Here is a 17,060-nt window from a genome sequence, read left to right as displayed (position 1 = left end):
CCGCATCCCCCACCTGTGCCTCCCCGCCATGGGACTGCGCCACCCGCCGCACCAAGGCCAGCCCCAGGCCGAAGCCACCGGTGCGCCGGTCGCGGCTGCCGTCGAGCCGCGAAAAGGGCTCGAAGATCCGGTCACGTCCCGCCACCGGCACCCCCGGCCCGTCATCGTCGACCTGCAGCTGGTACTGGCCGTCACTGCACGACAGCGAAACGTGGATGTGCCCTTCGGCGTAGCGGATCGCGTTGCGCAGCAAATTGATCACCGCCCTGGCCATGAACCGCGGTTCGATACTGAACGTCTCGACCGGGCTCGGCGCCAGGTGAATCTCAACACCATTGGCCTCGGCCTCCAGGGTCACGCTGGCGACCACGCTGTCCAGCCAGCTGCCGGCCTCGATCGGTTGCAGGCTGATGGCGGTCGCGCCGTGCTCCAGGCTGGCGTAGGTGAGTAACTCGGACACCATGTCTTCCAACTCGCCCAGGTCGGCATACATGTCGCTGATCAACTGACGTGCCTTGACCGGGTCCTGTTGTTTCCTGAGTTGATCGAGTTCGAAGTTCAGGCGCGCGATGGGCGTGCGCAACTCGTGTGATACCGCGTTGGTCAGCTCGCGCTGGTTGGCGATCAACCCCTCGATACGCGCCGCCATCAGGTCGAAATGCCCTGCCACGTCGCTGATGCTCGAACGCCGCGGCATGCGCACCCGCGCCGACAGATCGTTGTCGCCGAAGCGCTGGGCGGCCATGCGCAGCTTCTCCAGGTCCCGCCAGTGCGGGCGCACCCAGAAGAACAGCACCACCCCCAGCAGCAGCGCCAGCATCAGGTAGGCCGTGATGATGTAGACCGGCATGAAATTGGGTTCGCGGGGCAGCTTGACGCTCAGCAGTTGCTCGCCGTCATCGATGCGGCTGAACAGCTGCGTGTACTGCTCGCGCAGCACCAGCTGGCCTTGGGCCAACTGCGCATTTTCACGCTCGCTCAGCGCCAACTGGTCACGTCGCACCAGCTCCAGGCCCAGGCCATAGTCGGGGCGCAGACGCGCCAGGCGCTGGGCGCGTTGTTCGCCCTGTACGTCGCGCAACTGCGAGACCAGTGCGTGCACCGTGCCACGGAAGGTTTCGCGGCTGGCGGCCTCCATCTGCGGGGCGAGCAGCGCGTCGAGCGTATGCTCGACGGCCTGCAACGCCAGCACCAGCCCCACCGCCAGTATCAGGTACAGGCCCAGAAACAGGCGCAGCATCTAGCGCTCCCAGGCGAACGGGTTGAACAGGTAGCCCTTGCCCCACACGGTCTTGATCCGCACCGGCTCGCGCGGCGTGTCATTGAGTTTGTTGCGCAGCTTGCTGATATACACATCGACGCTGCGGTTCATGCCGTCGAAGTCGATGCCGCGCATCTTGTTGAGGATGTCATCGCGGGACAGGATCACCCCGGCGTTGTCGGCCAGCAGCTGGAGCAGGTCGAACTCCATGGTGGTGAACTCGAGCACCTCGCCCTCCAGCGTCACTTCGCGGCACACCGGGTCGATCTTCAGCTCGCCGAACAGCAGCGCGCCGCCCGGGCTGGCCTGCGGCACATGACGCCGCTGCAACGCACGCAGGCGGGCCAGCAACACAGGTGGCTTGATCGGTTTGATCACGTAGTCGTCGGCCCCCGATTCAAGGCCGAGGATATGGTCCAGGTCGTCCTCGCGCGCCGTGAGGATCACGATCGGCGTATCGCTGAGCGCGCGGATTTCCCGGCATACCTGCAAGCCGTCCTGCCCGGGCAGCATCAGGTCGAGTACCACCATCGATGGCTGGAACTCGACAAAGGCCTGCCGTGCCAGATCGCCGCGGTGAACCTCGCGCACCTCGAAACCATGTTGCGACAGGAAATGCGCGATCAGCCCCGAGAGCTTCTCGTCGTCTTCCACCAACAGCACCTTGCCTGGCCCAGAGCCTTCCATCATCACGCGTTCCAGTCCTTAGTACAGAGCCACGCATTATGCCTTCAGGCCAGTGTCACTACCATGTCGGCGCTTGGCGACTTCCGTACAACCCCTCACCCGCCACCCGCCGATGGGCCCGAAGCTGCCGCTGCCATTGCCGGCAAACAACTGGCTATCCACCTGCTGCTCGGCCGTCGCCTGGAACGCCCATACCTCCTTGCCGTGCGCGGTGATAACCGAGCCATCCAGCGGTGTACCTTGCGCCCTTTCGCGGCACAAGGCAGCCCCGATGGCAAAATGTAATTCTTGGATTCGACAGAATGCCGTGGGAGCGGGCGTGCCCCGCGATCACCGGTGTTGACGGTGCCATTCAGCGTATCGTTTGGTTCGCCGGCAAGCCGGCTCCTACGAGGGATCGGTTGACCTCGCCACACCCGTAGGAGCCAGCCTTGCTGGCGAACACCGACAACGCGGGGTCAGGCAGGCGTCCCGACCGCAGGTTGCTGCTCCAGCAGCGACCACCCCCCCTGCCCGTCCACATCCAGGCGGTGCGTATGGAACCCGGACAACGTACTACGATGGCCGACACTGACCAGCAATGTCGCCGGCATCTCCGTGCGCAGCAGTGAATACAGCGCGTGCTCCAACCCCTCATCCATCGCCGAGGTGGACTCATCGAGGAACACCACCTGCGGCTGGTTGAACAGCACCCGGGCGAACGCCAGGCGCTGCTGCTCGCCCACCGAGAGGATATGCGCCCAGTCGTTGGGGGTATCCAGGCGCTCGGCCAGGTGCGCCAGGTTGACCTGGCGCAGGGCCTGCTGCATGCGCGCATCATCCGCGGGCGTGGCGTCCGCCGGGTAGGCGATGGCGGTGCGCAGGTCACCCAGGGGCAGGTATGGGCGCTGGGACAGGAACAGCGCCTGCTTGCCCATGGGCCGTCGCACCTCGCCCTCGGCATAGGGCCACAGCCCCGCCAGGGCACGCAGCAATGTGGTCTTGCCACTGCCCGACGGCCCCTTGATCAGCAGGGCCTGGCCGGCCTGCAGGCTCAGGTCGAGGTCGGCGATCAGGGCATGGCCATCGGGGCGCATCACCTGCAGCCCGCTGATATCAAGGGCATGCGGCTGGTCTTCACTGAACACCCGGGGCAAGGCGCTGGCCTGCTGGTTGGCATCGAGGAAGCCGGTCAGACGGTCGAGGGTTGCGCGGTACTGGGCGAAGGTGTCGTAGGACTCACGGAAGAACGACAGCGAATCCTGCACCTGGCCGAAAGCCTGGGAGGTCTGCATCACATCGCCGAGCTTGATCGCGCCGCTGAAGAAACGCGGTGCCTGGAGGATGAACGGGAACACCACGGCGACCTGGCTGATGCCCAGGTTGAAGCCGCTGAACTTCAGGTTCCGGAACACCAGCGCCCAGGCATTGCCGATCAGGGCGAAGAAGCGCGTCAGCAAGGTGCCGCGCTCCACCTGCCCACCTTGGTAGAAGGCAATGTTCTCGGCGTTCTCGCGCAAGCGCATCAGCGCGTAACGGAAGTTGGCGGTGAGTTTCTCGTTGAGGAAATTAAGGCGGATCAGCGGCTTGCCGAGGCGGAAGGCGATCCAAGTGGCGATCAGCACATAGACATACACGGCGAACACCATCGCCCGTGGCACTTCGATGCCGGCCACCGTCAACGGCGCCGACAGGCCCCAGAGAATACCGGTAAAGGCCACCAGCGAGACCAGCGCGCTCACCGCCCCCAGTGCCAGGCCCACAGAGCCGGAGACGAAGGCGTTGATGTCCAGCTCGATACGCTGGTCGGGGTTGTCCACCGGTTCCGCAAGGAACTGCCCGCGGTAGTAGGCGTCGCCGCGCATCCAGTCGGCGCTCAGGCGTTCGGTCAGCCACACTCGCCAGTGGATGTTGAAGGCCTGGGTCACGTAGAAGGTGAACAGCGAACGCAGCACATGGATGGTGGCCAGCACCGCGAACACCCCGAGCAGGTACCAGAAGGCGGTCTGGTCCAACCCCTGCAGGGCGCTGTAGAAGCCGTTGTACCAGAACGAGAACAGCACGTTCAGGCGCACCGAGAACAGCGTCAGCGCCAGCAGCAGGGCGAAGGCCAGCAACGGTCGCCAGCTGCGCCTGAAACTGAAATAGGGGCCGGCGAGCTGCCAGAACTGGCTGCCCCAACGGGTACAGCGCACGGCCAGTGCGGCAGCGGTGGTGAAGCCGACGAGGGTGATCAAAGAGGCGATTGCCAGCCAGCTCAGGCTCTCTTGCAGGGCCTGGTGCCAGTTCATGTCCATGGTGGATGTCCGTCGAGGTATTTCCGCGAGCGTAGCATTGGCACAGAATCACCCTTGCATTCATGACGGACATTTCATCTTTGCCTGTTCCGGCCGCTTCGCCGGCAAGCCGGCTCCTACAGGAGTAGTGCCAGCAACATCGCCGACGTTCCGCAGATACAACCATGAGCCTTGCACGCCAATAATTGCAAAATCTCCAGCCAAGAGCCGAACCATGCACATTCGCCTTGCCGAACCCAAGGACCTCCCGGCCCTGATCGCCATCGACAGCGTTGCCCGCCAAGATCCGCGGCGCGCTGGACAGATCGCCGCCTGGATCGGGCAGTACCTTTGCCTGATAGCCGAGGTTGGCGGCGCGGTAGCCGCGTATACGGTGATGCACCGGCACTTTTTCGGCTGTGCGTTCATCGAGATGCTGATGGTTGGCGAAAACCATCGGCGCAGCGGGCTGGGGGTAGCGCTGGTGGCTCGCATACAGGCCGAATGCAGGGGGCAGAAACTGTTCACCTCGACCAATCGCTCCAACGCGCCGATGCGCCGGCTGCTGGCGCGCCAGGGGTTTGTCGAGAGCGGGGTTGTCGAGCACCTCGACGAAGGGGACCCGGAGCAAGTCTATTTCTGGCGATGCGATTGAGCCGGAATTCTAGCGCCCTATCGCGGGACAAAACCCACTCCCTTCAGCCTTACGCACCCCCTGTAGGAGCGGCCTTGTGCCACGAAAGGGCTGCGTAGCGGCCCAGGATTTCACTGTCGAAGAAAGATCGCCGGGGCCGCTTTGCGGCCCTTTCGCGGCACAAGGCCGCTCCTACAGGGGCAGGCGTGAATGGCGAACACCCTGCAAGGCAATCAAACCACCGGCTGAAGCGCCTCGCGCACCAACACATCCAACCCCTCGCCTCCCTCGGCCTGCAACCGCTCGCTCAAATGCCGGCGCATCGCCGGCGTCCAGAAGCTCTGCAGGTGCTGACGCACACCCTGCACCGCCTTCGCATGATCCGGCTCGCTGTCGAAGTAGTGAGCGATCTGGTTGGCCATCTTCACCAGGTTGTCGTTGCTCATCGGCGCACCTCCTCCTTCGCCTCGGCCTGACGCCGCTCCTTGAGCAAGCGCCGCTGCTCGTCACTGAAGCTCTGGTAGCGCTTCTGCCATTCCGACGGCTGGAACACCTTCACCACCTCCACTGCGGTGACCTTGTATTCCGGGCAGTTGGTGGCCCAGTCGGAGTTGTCGGTGGTGATCACGTTGGCGCCGGACTCGGGGAAGTGGAAGGTGGTGTACACCACCCCCGGCGCCACCCGACCACTGACCTTGGCGCGCAGCACGCTTTGCCCCGAGCGACTACCGATACCAACCCAGTCACCCTCGCTGATGCCCCGGCTTTCGGCGTCGGTGGGATGGATTTCCAGGCGGTCCTCGTCGTGCCAGGCAATATTGCCGGTGCGCCGCGTCTGCGCGCCGACGTTGTACTGGCTGAGGATGCGTCCAGTGGTCAGCAGAAGTGGGTAGCGGGTATTGACCTTCTCGTCGGTGGGTACGTAGCCGGTGAGCATGAAGCGCCCCTTGCCGCGCACGAACTGGTCGATGTGCATGGTCGGCGTGCCATCGGGCGCGGCGTCGTTGCATGGCCATTGCAGGCTGCCGTGGCGGTCGAGCTCGGCGTAGCTGACCCGGCGGAACGTCGGGGTCAGGCGGGCGATCTCGTCCATGATCTGCGACGGGTGCTGGTAGTCCATGGCGTAGCCCAAGGCGCCGGCCAGGGCCACGGTCGCCTCCCAGTCGGCCTTGCCGGCCAGCGGCTCCATCACCTTGCGCACGCGCGAGATACGCCGCTCGGCGTTGGTGAAGGTACCGTCCTTCTCCAGGAACGAGCTGCCCGGCAGGAACACATGGGCGAACTTGGCCGTCTCGTTGAGGAAGATGTCCTGCACCACCACGCACTCCATGGCCAGCAAGGCGGCGGTGACGTGCTGGGTGTTGGGGTCGCTCTGGGCGATGTCCTCGCCCTGGCAGTACAGCGCCTTGAAGCTGCCGTCCAGCGCCGCCTCGAACATGTTGGGAATGCGCAGGCCCGGGTCGGGTTGCAAGGTCACGCCCCAGGCCTGCTCGAACTCGGCGCGCACGTTTTCGTTGGAAATATGCCGGTAGCCGGGCAGCTCATGGGGGAACGAGCCCATGTCGCACGAGCCCTGCACGTTGTTCTGCCCGCGCAGCGGGTTCACCCCTACTCCTTCGCGGCCGATATTGCCGGTGGCCATGGCCAGGTTGGCGATGCCCATCACCGCCGTACTGCCCTGGCTGTGCTCGGTGACGCCCAGGCCGTAGTAGATCGCCGCGTTGCCGCCGGTGGCGTACAGCCAGGCGGCGGCGCGGATCTGCTCGGCGGGCACGCCGCACACTGGGCCAAGCACTTCGGGGGCGTTGTCGGCATGGGCGACGAAGTCGCGCCAGCGGGCGAAGTCTTCGGTTTCGCAGCGGGCGTCGATGAAACGCTGGTCGAGCAGGCCTTCGGTGACGATCACATGGGCCAGGGCGTTGAGCATGGCCACGTTGGTGCCCGGGCGCAGCTGCAGGTGCAGTTCGGCGCGGGCATGGGGCGAGTCGACCAGGTCGATGCGCCGCGGGTCGATGACGATCAACCGCGCGCCCTGGCGCAGGCGGCGCTTGAGTTGCGAGCCAAATACCGGGTGGGCGTCGGTGGGGTTGGCGCCGATCACCAGCACCACGTCGGCTTGCATCACCGAGTCGAAGCTCTGGGTACCGGCGGACTCGCCCAGGGTCTGCTTCAAGCCATAGCCGGTGGGTGAGTGGCAGACGCGTGCGCAGGTGTCGACGTTGTTGTTGCCAAAGGCCGTGCGCACCAGTTTCTGGACCAGGTACGCCTCTTCGTTGGTGCAACGGCTGGAAGTGATACCACCGATGGAGTCGCGCCCGTACTTGAGCTGGATGCGCCGGAACTCGCTGGCGGCGTAGGTTACCGCTTCATCCCAGCTGACCTCTTGCCAGGGGTCTTGCAAGCGCTTGCGGATCATCGGTTTGGTGATGCGGTCCGGGTGGGTCGCATAGCCCCAGGCGAAGCGGCCCTTGACGCAGGCGTGGCCATGGTTGGCGCCGCCCTGCTTGTCCGGGACCATGCGCACCAGCTGGTCGCCTTTCATTTCGGCGCGGAACGAGCAGCCCACGCCGCAGTAGGCGCAGGTGGTGATCACTGCGCGTTCGGGCTGGCCCATCTGCACCAGGCTCTTTTCGCTCAAGGTGGCGGTGGGGCATGCCTGCACGCAGGCACCGCACGACACGCATTCAGAAGCGAGGAAGTCGTCGCCGCCCGCCGCCACCACCCGCGACTCGAAGCCACGCCCGGTGATGGTCAGGGCAAAGGTGCCCTGGATCTCCTCGCAGGCACGCACGCAGCGGTTGCAGACGATGCATTTGCTGGGCTCGTAGTCGAAGTACGGGTTGGACACATCCTTCTGTTCGGTCAGATGGTTGGCGCCCTCGTAGCCATAACGCACCTCGCGCAGGCCGACCTGGCCGGCGACGGTCTGCAGCTCGCAGTTGCCGTTGGCCGAACAGGTGAGGCAATCCAGCGGGTGATCGGAGATATACAGCTCCATCACGTTGCGCCGCAGGTCGGCCAGGCGCGGGGTCTGCGTGCGGACCACCATGCCTTCGCTGACCGGCGTGGTGCAGGACGCCGGATAACCGCGCATGCCGTCGATCTCGACCATGCACATGCGGCATGAACCGAAGGCTTCGAGGCTGTCGGTGGCGCACAGTTTCGGGATCGTGGTGCCAAGCAGCGCGGCGGCGCGCATCACCGAGATGCCGGCCGGCACGCTGATCGCCCGGCCGTCGATGGACAGGCTGACCTGCGTCTCGCTGGCGCGCGCGGGGGTGCCCAGGTCGATGTCGTTGCTGGGGTCGAAGTAGTGGATCATCGCTCAGCCTCCGCAGTGGCCAGACCAAAATCGGCGGGGAAGTGTTCGAGGGCGCTGACCACCGGATAGGGGGTCATCCCGCCCATGGCGCACAACGAGCCGTACTGCATCGTGTCGCACAGGTCGCGCAGCAGTCCGGCCTGGCTTTGTCGATAGGCCGGGTCGGTGCTGGCGATCAACCTGTCGATCACCTCCACGCCACGGGTCGAGCCGATCCGGCACGGGGTGCACTTGCCGCAGGACTCCTCGGCGCAGAACTGCAGGGCGAATCGGGCCATGCCGGCCATGTCCAGGGTGTCGTCGGCCACCGCCACGCCACCGTGGCCGAGCATCGCGCCCATCGCGGCGAACGCTTCGTAGTCCAACGGCGTGTCGAACTGCGCGGGCGGCACCCAGGCACCCAGCGGGCCGCCGACCTGCGCCGCCTTGAGCGGCCGGCCACTGGCAGTACCACCGCCGTAACCCTCCACCAGCTCGCGCAAGGTCAGGCCAAACGCACGCTCCACCAGCCCACCGCGAAGGACATTGCCGGCCAGTTGGAATGGCAAGGTCCCCAACGAACGCCCTATGCCGAAATCACGGTAGAAGGCAGCCCCCTTGGCCAGGATGATCGGCACCGAGGCCAGGGTGAGCACGTTGTGCACCAGGGTCGGTTGACCAAACAGTCCTTCCAGCGCGGGCAGCGGTGGCTTGGCCCGGACGATGCCACGCTTGCCCTCGATCGACTCGAGCAGCGCGGTTTCCTCGCCGCAGATGTAGGCCCCCGCCCCCACCCGCACCTCCAGGTGGAAGGCCAGGCCGTTGCCGGCGACATCCAGATAGCCCGCTTCGCGGGCCAGCAGGATGGCTTCGTTCAGCACACGGATGGCGTCCGGGTATTCCGAGCGCACATAGATGTAGCCATGGCTGGCGCCCACCGCCAGCCCGGCGATGATCATGCCTTCGATCAGCAGGAACGGGTCGCCCTCCATCAGCATGCGGTCGGCGAAAGTGCCGGAATCGCCCTCGTCGGCATTGCACACCACATACTTGCGCGCCGCCTGGGCCTGGCGCACGGTGCGCCACTTGATGCCCGCCGGGAAGGCCGCGCCGCCACGCCCGCGCAGCCCCGAATCGAGCACGGCGGCGACCACTTCGTCGCCCTCCATCAGCGTGGCCTGGCGCAGCCCCTCGAAGCCGCCGTTGGCGTGGTAGTCGTCCAGCGACAATGGCCGGGTGATGCCGGCACGGGCGAACAGCAGGCGTTGCTGGGTCTTGAGGTAAGGGATCTGCTCCACCGGCCCCAGCGCCAGCGCATGGCTGCCAGGGTCGCTGGCCAACGCGTCAAGCAGGCCAGGAACGTCCTCGACGGTGACCCGCCCTAAGCCCAGGCGGCCCGCTTCGGTTTCCAGCTCCAGCAACGGCTCCAGCCAGTACAGGCCACGGGCACTGGTGCGCTTGATGCGCAACGGCACCTGGCGGCGTTCGGCTTCTAGCACCAGGGCGTCGGCCACGGCGTCCGCACCGACCGCGCGGGCCACGGAATCGCAGGAAATGCACAGGTTCAGCATGCCTTCACCTCCTCGCGGCAGCCGGCGACCAGCGCCCGCAGGCGCTCCGGCGTGACCCGGGCATGCAACTGGCCATCGAGTTCCAGGGCCGGTGAGCAGGCGCAGGCCCCCAGGCAATACACCGGTCGCAGGCTCAGCGCACCGTCCTCGCTGGTGCCGTGGTCATCCAGCCCCAGTTGCTCGCGCAACTGCGCGGCCAGTGCCTCGGCGCCGCGGCTCTGGCATGACTCGGCACGGCACAAACGCAAGGTGTGACGGGCCGGTGGCGTGGTGCGGAAATCGTGATAGAAGCTGATCACCCCGCGCACCTCGGCCAGGCTGAGGTTCAGGGCATGGGCGATTTCGCCGACGGCGGCATCCGGGATATGGCCGATGCCGGCCTGGATGGCGTGGAGGATCGGCAGCAAGGCGCCGGGGGTGTGCTTTTCGCGCGCCAGGACGCGCTGGATCAGGGGCAGGTGGTTCGACTCGTCAGGCATACAGCAAACCTCGTCAGCCCGGAGCGGCCCGAGTGGCGGGCAGGTGTCCGGCGGTGTTCAGCTGCGGCGCGTCGGCCACGTCACGGTAACGTGGGGCGGGCGCCCTCCTTGTCCGTGGCCGGGTGTCTTGGCGCACTCGGTCCGTGGGCATCCTGAGAGCATGGCAGGTCTGGCGAGGGTGAGATGTGCGCGGGCGACTTGGCGCGTCCTGAAACCGACCTTTGAGCGGGTGCCGTGCAAAGCTCGGAGCCTGCACAGTGCACCCACCCCAAATCGCTTTCAGTTCCAGGAAACTGGCGCTTTCAAGTACGCACCCATTCGAGGACGTCCTGGCAGCACATGTCGAAAACCAGATGCCTCAGGTGCTCGACTGTCCAACCGACATGGCAGTTCGCCAATTTCGAGAGAGATATACCAGGACACCGGGCAATGTGGCTCAGCAACTGCGCACCAGGTTCATCCAGATTCAGACGTACTCCATTGACAATCACATGACGCTCATTCAGACGATGCAGGCTGCTGCTCAGGCGAATCCTCGCATCCTCGGTGACACTGTTTACAGCAGAGTCACCAAACACTTCCAATGCGAGCGAAGAGCGCATGCGTGTCGCCCCGACAAAGTCGTCCATGAACTGATCATAGGTTTGCTTGTTGTTGAGGAAAGCACTTAAGTGGTGTGTCATCTGGGAAATCGTTGCTTGATCGCTCTGCCAATCCTGTAGAGAACAACGGGTGGCCAGGTGTTCATGCATATGCTTCATCGACCACCCGAGGTAGTCCATGGCATAAGCTGGAAAGGTGCCCAACGCCAGGTGAAACGTCGCCTCTCCGATAGGTGACGGATTGTGCCACCAGCCTCGCGGCAGATACATCACATCACCGGGCTCCAGAATGACATCCATATAAGGCGTTTCCGGGCGAGGATGGAGGTGCTCGTAGTCTTTGCTTTGTTGCATATAGAGTGGTGACTCAAAAGACGGCTCATGCACAACCCAGCGCTTTCGACCGATCAGCTGGATCGCAAATACATCTCGAGTGTCCCAGTGGCTACGAAACGAATCACGCGTACCGAATGCAACATAAGCACTGCTTACAACCTGTCTACCGGTATACTCAGATACACACCTGGCCAATGACTCGACCTTAGGTTCGCTGGCAATTTTATTGACGATCAACGTTGCCCCTTTGCGCAAGTACTCATAGACAACCGGCTTAATCAGGCGACACCGAAGCGTGCCGATATCCCAATAACGCTCGACATACTCTTCCTTGGGGCGAACACCATCGAAAGCAAGCTTAAAATCATCCGATGCGACATCACTGCGTTCATAAATCGCATTAACATCCCGCCAAGAAAACATATTCGGCGACACAGCCTTCTTGAGCAGAATCGGCCTTTTTTCTTGATAACGCTCCGCAAACTCCGTGGCGCCTACCGTAAATTCAATCTTCATCGGAAGTCCTTTCCAATAGCATTCAAACAGGTACAAACCTCTCGCCCGCCTGACCGACACCTTCTCTTTGCAACGGCAGCACACCTATCAATGGCACGACTGCCTTCATCAGTTATAATTAGTACCCGCTGCATTATTGTAATTAGTGCCTGCGGCATCTATCGCGCGCTCTGCCAAGCCTCCCACCATACCTCCGTAAAATGCCCCTTGGACGCCTAGAATGGTATGTGCTCCACTCTGCATTGCCGTCGCACCAGCAGGTCCCGCAATGAAGCCGGCCGCCGCCCCCATGACGGTTGCACCGACCAGTCCCTGTAGGCTTCCATCCCCGGATGTAGATGCATACCCCACATAACCAGCAGCTCCACTCACTGCGCCCACTCCCGCCCCCACCAGGCCTACACCTCCAGCCACCAATTCAATATCGCATAACGTCAACTCACGCATACACCTACCCCGCCGCCTAGAAATCCATAATTTAGAAACACAGCATTTTTTTTAATTTGCCACCCACAATGATGGACAGCAGAATAAACAAAACAAAGGTCGCGACACTTAAACCCTTCCCGCTCCTCCCTCCCCTGCAAAACCCCACACAAATAAAATACAAGGACGAAAACACCATAAAACCAACAGTCGCATGAATTAACACTTCAGCAACATCATTAAAAAAACAAGACTCCGCCAGCACGAGACCACCCCACAATCCACTCTAGACTGCAAAATACCCATGAAGCCTCTCAACACCACGTATCGAGACAAACTAAACTACGGCACCAGCAACACCCATTCAAATAGCTTCTTGTTACTTTGTTTTTCCAAAACTCATTCCATACATTCGACACACCCCACAACAAATGCCTCACGCGCAATTCCGAAAAAACTCACACCCATAGATATAACCAACACCCGTACGAAAGACTTCACAACAGCAAAAAGCCAGCACATTGTTACTTTCAACCATCTACCCAGTGGATGCCTGTAAGTAGACAATCGGCTTGCCTTGAGCAATCCACTTAACAGCCACCTGGGTAGAACCAAGAGAGCGTCCGAATTCAATCAGGATAGGTGACAGATCTACATCTCAAGCGATCTATGTGCCAGGCGGGTGCTTGGAAGTGTTCAACTGCGGCACGGCAACCACATCACAATGGTGTACGGCCAGTGGATTGTGCAAGGAGGACCCGGCGCGGCCTGAAACCGACCATCGGGCGCCACAACCTTTGCAACCCAATAGCCGGGCTGGCGCCGATATCACGGCACAGACGTGGGAGCAAGCTTGCCAGGCTCAAGCCTTGCTCGATCCCTGCAGGAGATCGCCTGGCCCTTTGGGCTGCGTTGCCGAGCAGGGAACAGAGTCCTCTGTAGGAGCGGCTTCAGCCGCGATGCTGGCAACGCGGTGCCTGGCACCCGCTTCGCGGATGATCGCGGCTGAAGCCGCTCCTACAGAGGTCCTGCAATCTAGCTCAGAACGCCTCGTCGGCCGCCTTGACCTGCTTGGCCGCAGCCTTGCTGTCCAGTTTCGGATAGGCGAACCGCACCATCACCGTGGACTCGTCATCCGCGTCACCCATCACCTGCAACTGGGCGATCCGCACGTTCTCCGGGGCGGCCATCATCAGTTGGATGACATCGGCCGGCTTCTTCTTCGGCAGCTCGAAGGTTTCGATGAACGTCGCCGAATAGTTGCCATTGGCGACGGCCTTGGACTGGAAGTTCGTGAGAGTGTTGACCACCTCTTCACGGTTCTTCGCGCCGCGGGCCAGCTTGATCAGGTCCATTTCGGTCTTGCCATCGGCAAAGATGGTCATGACGAAGGATTTGCTCATCGCCGTGACGACCTTGTCCACCAGGCCATCGGTTTCGTGCGTATACAACGTCACCATGCGCAGCTTGCCATTGGTGAAGATCAGCGCCTCGCTGAAGTCCTCACCCAGGAAGGTCGCCCCGTCCCGGCACAGCGCCGGCTTGCCCACCCAGTCACTGCAATCCTCGAAGCCCTGGGCCTGGGTGTAGGCACTTTGTGGCGAGTCGTAGGCATAGTCCTTGAACAGTTTCGGCTGGGCCTGGGCCGAGGCGCCGGTGGCCACGGCCAGGGTGAAACCGGCAATCGCGAGCTGCTTGAACATCCAACACTCCTTGTGTGAGGCAATACCGCAAAGCAATGGTAGCCAGATGCTACCAGCGAATGCCGTGGACGTCTGCCATACCGCTCAGTCCAGCACCACATGGGGCAGGAAGCGCGAGCTGTCCTTGGTGATCAGCGAATCGTCTTCGCGAATGCCAATGCCCGAAGCCAGGTCACCGATCACCCACGAACCGATCAGGGTGTAACTGTCACCGAACTTCGGCAGCGGCGCGAATTCCTGCAGGATGTAGGGCGCATCGTCGTAGGGCCCATCCTCGAACACCCGCTGGTCGTCGGGCGTGCGGATGTCGACGTTGGCGCCCTCGCGGGAGAAGTACGGCTTGCGCACCCAGCCCTTGGGCACCGGGCTGCGCGGGTCCTGGTCGAGGTATGCCGGCAACAGGTTGGGATGCCCCTCGTGCCACTCCCACAACAGCGGCAGGATGCCCTTGTTGGAGATCAGCGACTTCCAGGCTGGCTCGATGAACTGGGTGTCGCTCGCCGCGATGGCGCGGCCGAAGTCCTCGTGGAAGATGTGCTCCCAGGCATGCAGCTTGAACAGCCGGGGGATCGGCCGGCCTTCCAGGTCGACGAAGCGCCCCGCACCGTCCAGGCCGATATCCTCCAGATCGATGTGCCGGGTGGCGATCCCCACGTGCTCGGCCATCTTGCGCAGGAAGTCGGTGGTACCGCGGTCCTCCGCCGAGCCACCGATGGCGGAGAAGTAGAACGTACCCTCGCGTTCGAACGCGGCGAAGGCCTTCACCAGGTCCTCGGCCAGGGTGTTGAACTGGCTGGTGTGCGGCGCCAGCACACCGCGCTGGATCTGCTCCTCCAGCCAGATCAACTGGAATGCCGCTGCCTCGTAGAGCGAGGTCGGCGTGTCGTAATTGGCCTCGATCAGCTTGGCCGGGCCGCTGCCGTCGTAGCTGAAGTCGAAGCGCCCGTACAGGTGGCGCTGCCCCTCCTTCCACGAACGGCGTACCAGGTCGAAGAACGCCGGCGGGATGGCCAGGCGCGTCATCAGTGCCTCGCTGTCGATGATGCGCTCGACGGCGTCCAGGCACATGGCGTGCAACGCCTGGGTCGGCGCCTCCAGGTCACGACTGACCTGGGCTTCGCTGAACTGGTAGTAGCCGCGCTCGTCCCAGTAGCGCTCGCCGTCGATGGTGTGGAAGGTGAACCCCTCACGCTCGGCGGTGGCGCGCCAGTCCGGGCGTTCTTCGATGCTGATCCTGCGCATGCTCAACCGCCGAAGCTGAAGCCGCCGCTGCTCTTGCCGCCCCAGCCGCTGCGCGCGGTAGCCTGGCTGCCGAAGCCGCCACGGGAGATCGACGAGGAGACGCTGGAGCGGGTGGACGATTTGGAGGTGTAGCTGCGGCTGGAGGAGCCGCCCGAGTAGGTGTAGCTGCCAGTGCTGCTGCTCTGGGCCTGGTCGGAGCGCTCGAAACGCTTGCCCTGGTCGACCTGCTGCCCCAGCGTCGAGTTGCGGTAGTCGCCACGGCTGTCACGGTACTGGTAGACCGGTTGCGAATAGTACTGGCGATTGCCGCCGCTGAGCACCTGGCCCAGCAGCAGGCCGGTGAGCAGACCGTTGACATTGCTGCCACCGCTGCCGCCCTGGCCGCTGTTCTCGATCTGGGCGCGGGCCGCGTCGACCTGCGACTGACTGACTTCGCCCGACACCGCCAGTTCGAAGCCACCCAGGCGCGGCATGTAGCGGCCATCGCTGGCCACCTGGCAATAGTCCGGCACGAAGTCGGCCTCGCAGGCGGCCTTGTCGCCGTAAGTGGGGGCGATGCGGCGGTGGTCGGCCAACGCCTGCATGTAGGCGTCGGAACACACGTCCACCGGCACCTTGTCGTCGACACAAGCCTGCACGGTGGTGTAGTTGGTGCGCTTGCTGACCGTGTAGGTTTCCTCTGGCGCGCTGCACGCGCTGAGCGCCAGCGGCAGGGAGCTGGCCAATACCAGCTTGACGGAACTGCGTCTCATGAAGGGCTCCTTGCGCGCGAACGAGTCAGACCGACGGGGTCATGCAGGCCGAGTTGAGGAAGCCCACGCTGATCGCCACGGCGGCGGCGTAGATCGCGGCAGCCATCTCGCCTTTGGCGATACGGTTGGCCAGGCCCTTGAGCACCAGGCTGGTGATGCCGAAGGCCAGCAGTTGGACCGCCGCGGCGATCACCACCCAGACCACGAAGTCGAGCAGGCTGACACTGTAGGCGATGATGTTGCTGGCCGGCAGCGAGAAGCCGATCAACGCGCCGCCCAGGGCGATGGCGGCGGCGCTGTTGTTGTCGCGAATCAGCGCGAACTCGCGGTGCGGGGTGAGGTGGGTGTAGATGAACTGGAACACCCAGAACAGCACCAGCGCCACGCTGATATAGAGGATGAAGCCGATCACCGCCTCGGCGTTGAGCGACATGCGAAGTGCTTCGAGCATGGTGGATCCTTGTCAGATGACGTGAAAGTCCGTTGATTGCAGGGTGACGCCCACCGAGGTGGTGAGGCTGACATTCCCTTCTTCGTCTTCCTCCACCGACAGCAGGAGGAATTCGCGGCGATCGGTCAGGCCGGTCTCGCGGGCATACAGCATGGACAGGTGCTGGATGCGGTAGCTGGTTTCGGGGCTGGTCACCCACTCGCTGATGGGCGTCAGCTCGGTCTGCCCTTCCTCGCTGCCCCACTGGCGGACGAATTCGTAACCTTCGTGCTCGTAGTACGGCAGGCCGATGCTCGAGTCCGGGCCGACCAGGCGCTTGAGTTCGGCGTCGCTATTGATGGGCACCGCGCTGTAGTAGCCGAACAGGATGATGTCGCGCACATCGTCGGTCGACGCGCCATTCATCACCACCTGCAGCCAGTAGTCCTCGTCCTCCATGTAGAAGCGCGCCAGGCGCATCGACTGGCCGAGGTCAACCTCGCCGACGGCCCAGACCACTTCCTGGTCGGGAACGTCCAGTTCGCTGTGGCCGTCGAGCAGCAGCTTGAGCGAGCTGTCGAGCTTGATCAGGCGGCCGCTGGCCAGGCCGAACGGCAGGTTGCCGGAGGCTTTGGCGGAAGTGGCTGCGGGCTTGGGCGCCTCGAAGCCCATGAAGCGTTTCAACCAACCCACGGGGTGTCTCCTTGGTGAAGTTGTGACGGAGCGTGGACGCAGGCCAGAGGTGACGCGAACAGGCAGGGCCTGTGTGATGAGGGCGACATGGAAAATCCCTTGGGGTCGCGGCAGTCCTTTGGCGGGGGCGCCACGATACTGGTTTTCACTGGCCGCGCCAATGGTGCGCGCT

At 63.4% G+C, this 17,060-nt stretch carries 14 protein-coding genes; 1 reads left to right on the top strand and 13 read right to left on the bottom strand.

Annotated features, from left to right (window positions below):
* From P5705_RS20815 to P5705_RS20805, 3 genes are all read right to left on the bottom strand, one after another.
* Nucleotides 1-1,240, bottom strand: a 1,240-nt coding sequence (locus tag P5705_RS20815; RefSeq protein WP_277462795.1) for an ATP-binding protein, incomplete at its 3' end; no start/stop codon positions are given.
* Nucleotides 1,241-1,948: a response regulator gene (locus P5705_RS20810; protein WP_277462796.1), complete on the bottom strand. Its 708-nt coding sequence runs from the start codon at nt 1,946-1,948 to the stop codon at nt 1,241-1,243.
* 458 nt (nt 1,949-2,406) lie between these two features.
* A complete protein-coding gene (locus P5705_RS20805) occupies nt 2,407-4,224 on the bottom strand; it encodes an ABC transporter ATP-binding protein/permease (RefSeq protein WP_277462794.1) in 1,818 nt (605 codons plus the stop codon).
* A gap of 214 nt (nt 4,225-4,438) precedes the next feature.
* Between P5705_RS20805 and P5705_RS20800 the strand changes: the two genes are divergently transcribed.
* On the top strand, nt 4,439-4,858 hold the full coding sequence (locus P5705_RS20800) for a GNAT family N-acetyltransferase (RefSeq protein WP_277462793.1): 420 nt from the start codon (nt 4,439-4,441) through the stop codon (nt 4,856-4,858).
* Nucleotides 4,859-5,070: 212 nt separating this feature from the next.
* Here the strand turns inward: P5705_RS20800 and P5705_RS20795 are convergent, their stop codons facing one another.
* The 10 genes from P5705_RS20795 to P5705_RS20750 all read right to left on the bottom strand — a co-directional run bounded on the left by P5705_RS20795 (nt 5,071) and on the right by P5705_RS20750 (nt 16,888).
* The gene (locus P5705_RS20795; RefSeq protein WP_277462792.1) at nt 5,071-5,283 is read right to left on the bottom strand and encodes a formate dehydrogenase subunit delta; all 213 of its coding nucleotides are present in this window, start codon (nt 5,281-5,283) and stop codon (nt 5,071-5,073) included.
* Nucleotides 5,280-8,159 carry a formate dehydrogenase subunit alpha gene (gene fdhF, locus P5705_RS20790; protein WP_277462791.1) on the bottom strand — a complete coding sequence of 960 codons (2,880 nt, stop codon included), beginning with the start codon at nt 8,157-8,159 and terminating at the stop codon, nt 5,280-5,282. The genes P5705_RS20795 and fdhF overlap by 4 nt, the downstream gene beginning before the upstream one ends.
* Complete coding sequence (locus tag P5705_RS20785; protein ID WP_277462790.1) at nt 8,156-9,709, bottom strand: NADH-ubiquinone oxidoreductase-F iron-sulfur binding region domain-containing protein; 1,554 nt, start codon at nt 9,707-9,709, stop codon at nt 8,156-8,158. Before P5705_RS20785 ends, fdhF begins: the two co-directional genes overlap by 4 nt.
* Nucleotides 9,703-10,188 (bottom strand): formate dehydrogenase subunit gamma, encoded by a 486-nt coding sequence (locus P5705_RS20780; RefSeq protein ID WP_277462789.1) that lies wholly within the window; start codon nt 10,186-10,188, stop codon nt 9,703-9,705. The genes P5705_RS20785 and P5705_RS20780 overlap by 7 nt, the downstream gene beginning before the upstream one ends.
* A 302-nt stretch (nt 10,189-10,490) precedes the next feature.
* On the bottom strand, nt 10,491-11,642 hold the full coding sequence (locus P5705_RS20775) for a JmjC domain-containing protein (protein WP_277462788.1): 1,152 nt from the start codon (nt 11,640-11,642) through the stop codon (nt 10,491-10,493).
* 1,466 nt (nt 11,643-13,108) lie between these two features.
* The gene (locus P5705_RS20770; RefSeq protein ID WP_277462787.1) at nt 13,109-13,771 is read right to left on the bottom strand and encodes a hypothetical protein; all 663 of its coding nucleotides are present in this window, start codon (nt 13,769-13,771) and stop codon (nt 13,109-13,111) included.
* An 84-nt stretch (nt 13,772-13,855) separates the two neighbouring features.
* Nucleotides 13,856-15,013: a glutathionylspermidine synthase family protein gene (locus P5705_RS20765; RefSeq protein WP_277462786.1), complete on the bottom strand. Its 1,158-nt coding sequence runs from the start codon at nt 15,011-15,013 to the stop codon at nt 13,856-13,858.
* A gap of 2 nt (nt 15,014-15,015) precedes the next feature.
* Nucleotides 15,016-15,765, bottom strand: a complete 750-nt coding sequence (locus P5705_RS20760; protein WP_277462785.1) for a DUF1190 domain-containing protein — start codon at nt 15,763-15,765, stop codon at nt 15,016-15,018.
* 25 nt (nt 15,766-15,790) lie between these two features.
* A complete protein-coding gene (locus tag P5705_RS20755) occupies nt 15,791-16,216 on the bottom strand; it encodes a DUF350 domain-containing protein (RefSeq protein WP_213660316.1) in 426 nt (141 codons plus the stop codon).
* A gap of 12 nt (nt 16,217-16,228) precedes the next feature.
* The gene (locus tag P5705_RS20750; RefSeq protein WP_277462784.1) at nt 16,229-16,888 is read right to left on the bottom strand and encodes a DUF2491 family protein; all 660 of its coding nucleotides are present in this window, start codon (nt 16,886-16,888) and stop codon (nt 16,229-16,231) included.
* Between the last annotated feature and the right edge of the window lie 172 nt (nt 16,889-17,060).

Origin of the sequence: Pseudomonas entomophila (assembly GCF_029478665.1) — a bacterium.
Taxonomy (GTDB): domain Bacteria; phylum Pseudomonadota; class Gammaproteobacteria; order Pseudomonadales; family Pseudomonadaceae; genus Aquipseudomonas; species Aquipseudomonas entomophila_F.
The sequence above is the reverse complement of the archived record's forward strand: the minus strand, read 5'-3'. Positions and strand labels throughout refer to the sequence as shown.

What these genes read in the sequence shown, in the direction of transcription:
- P5705_RS20770 (WP_277462787.1), bottom strand. Translation starts at nt 13,771, where the DNA reads ATGTTCAAGCAGCTCGCGATTGCCGGTTTCACCCTGGCCGTGGCCACC.
- P5705_RS20775 (WP_277462788.1), bottom strand. Translation starts at nt 11,642, where the DNA reads ATGAAGATTGAATTTACGGTAGGCGCCACGGAGTTTGCGGAGCGTTAT.
- P5705_RS20780 (WP_277462789.1), bottom strand. Translation starts at nt 10,188, where the DNA reads ATGCCTGACGAGTCGAACCACCTGCCCCTGATCCAGCGCGTCCTGGCG.
- P5705_RS20795 (WP_277462792.1), bottom strand. Translation starts at nt 5,283, where the DNA reads ATGAGCAACGACAACCTGGTGAAGATGGCCAACCAGATCGCTCACTAC.
- P5705_RS20785 (WP_277462790.1), bottom strand. Translation starts at nt 9,709, where the DNA reads ATGCTGAACCTGTGCATTTCCTGCGATTCCGTGGCCCGCGCGGTCGGT.
- P5705_RS20755 (WP_213660316.1), bottom strand. Translation starts at nt 16,216, where the DNA reads ATGCTCGAAGCACTTCGCATGTCGCTCAACGCCGAGGCGGTGATCGGC.
- P5705_RS20765 (WP_277462786.1), bottom strand. Translation starts at nt 15,013, where the DNA reads ATGCGCAGGATCAGCATCGAAGAACGCCCGGACTGGCGCGCCACCGCC.
- P5705_RS20760 (WP_277462785.1), bottom strand. Translation starts at nt 15,765, where the DNA reads ATGAGACGCAGTTCCGTCAAGCTGGTATTGGCCAGCTCCCTGCCGCTG.
- fdhF (WP_277462791.1), bottom strand. Translation starts at nt 8,159, where the DNA reads ATGATCCACTACTTCGACCCCAGCAACGACATCGACCTGGGCACCCCC.
- P5705_RS20800 (WP_277462793.1), top strand. Translation starts at nt 4,439, where the DNA reads ATGCACATTCGCCTTGCCGAACCCAAGGACCTCCCGGCCCTGATCGCC.
- P5705_RS20810 (WP_277462796.1), bottom strand. Translation starts at nt 1,948, where the DNA reads ATGGAAGGCTCTGGGCCAGGCAAGGTGCTGTTGGTGGAAGACGACGAG.
- P5705_RS20805 (WP_277462794.1), bottom strand. Translation starts at nt 4,224, where the DNA reads ATGGACATGAACTGGCACCAGGCCCTGCAAGAGAGCCTGAGCTGGCTG.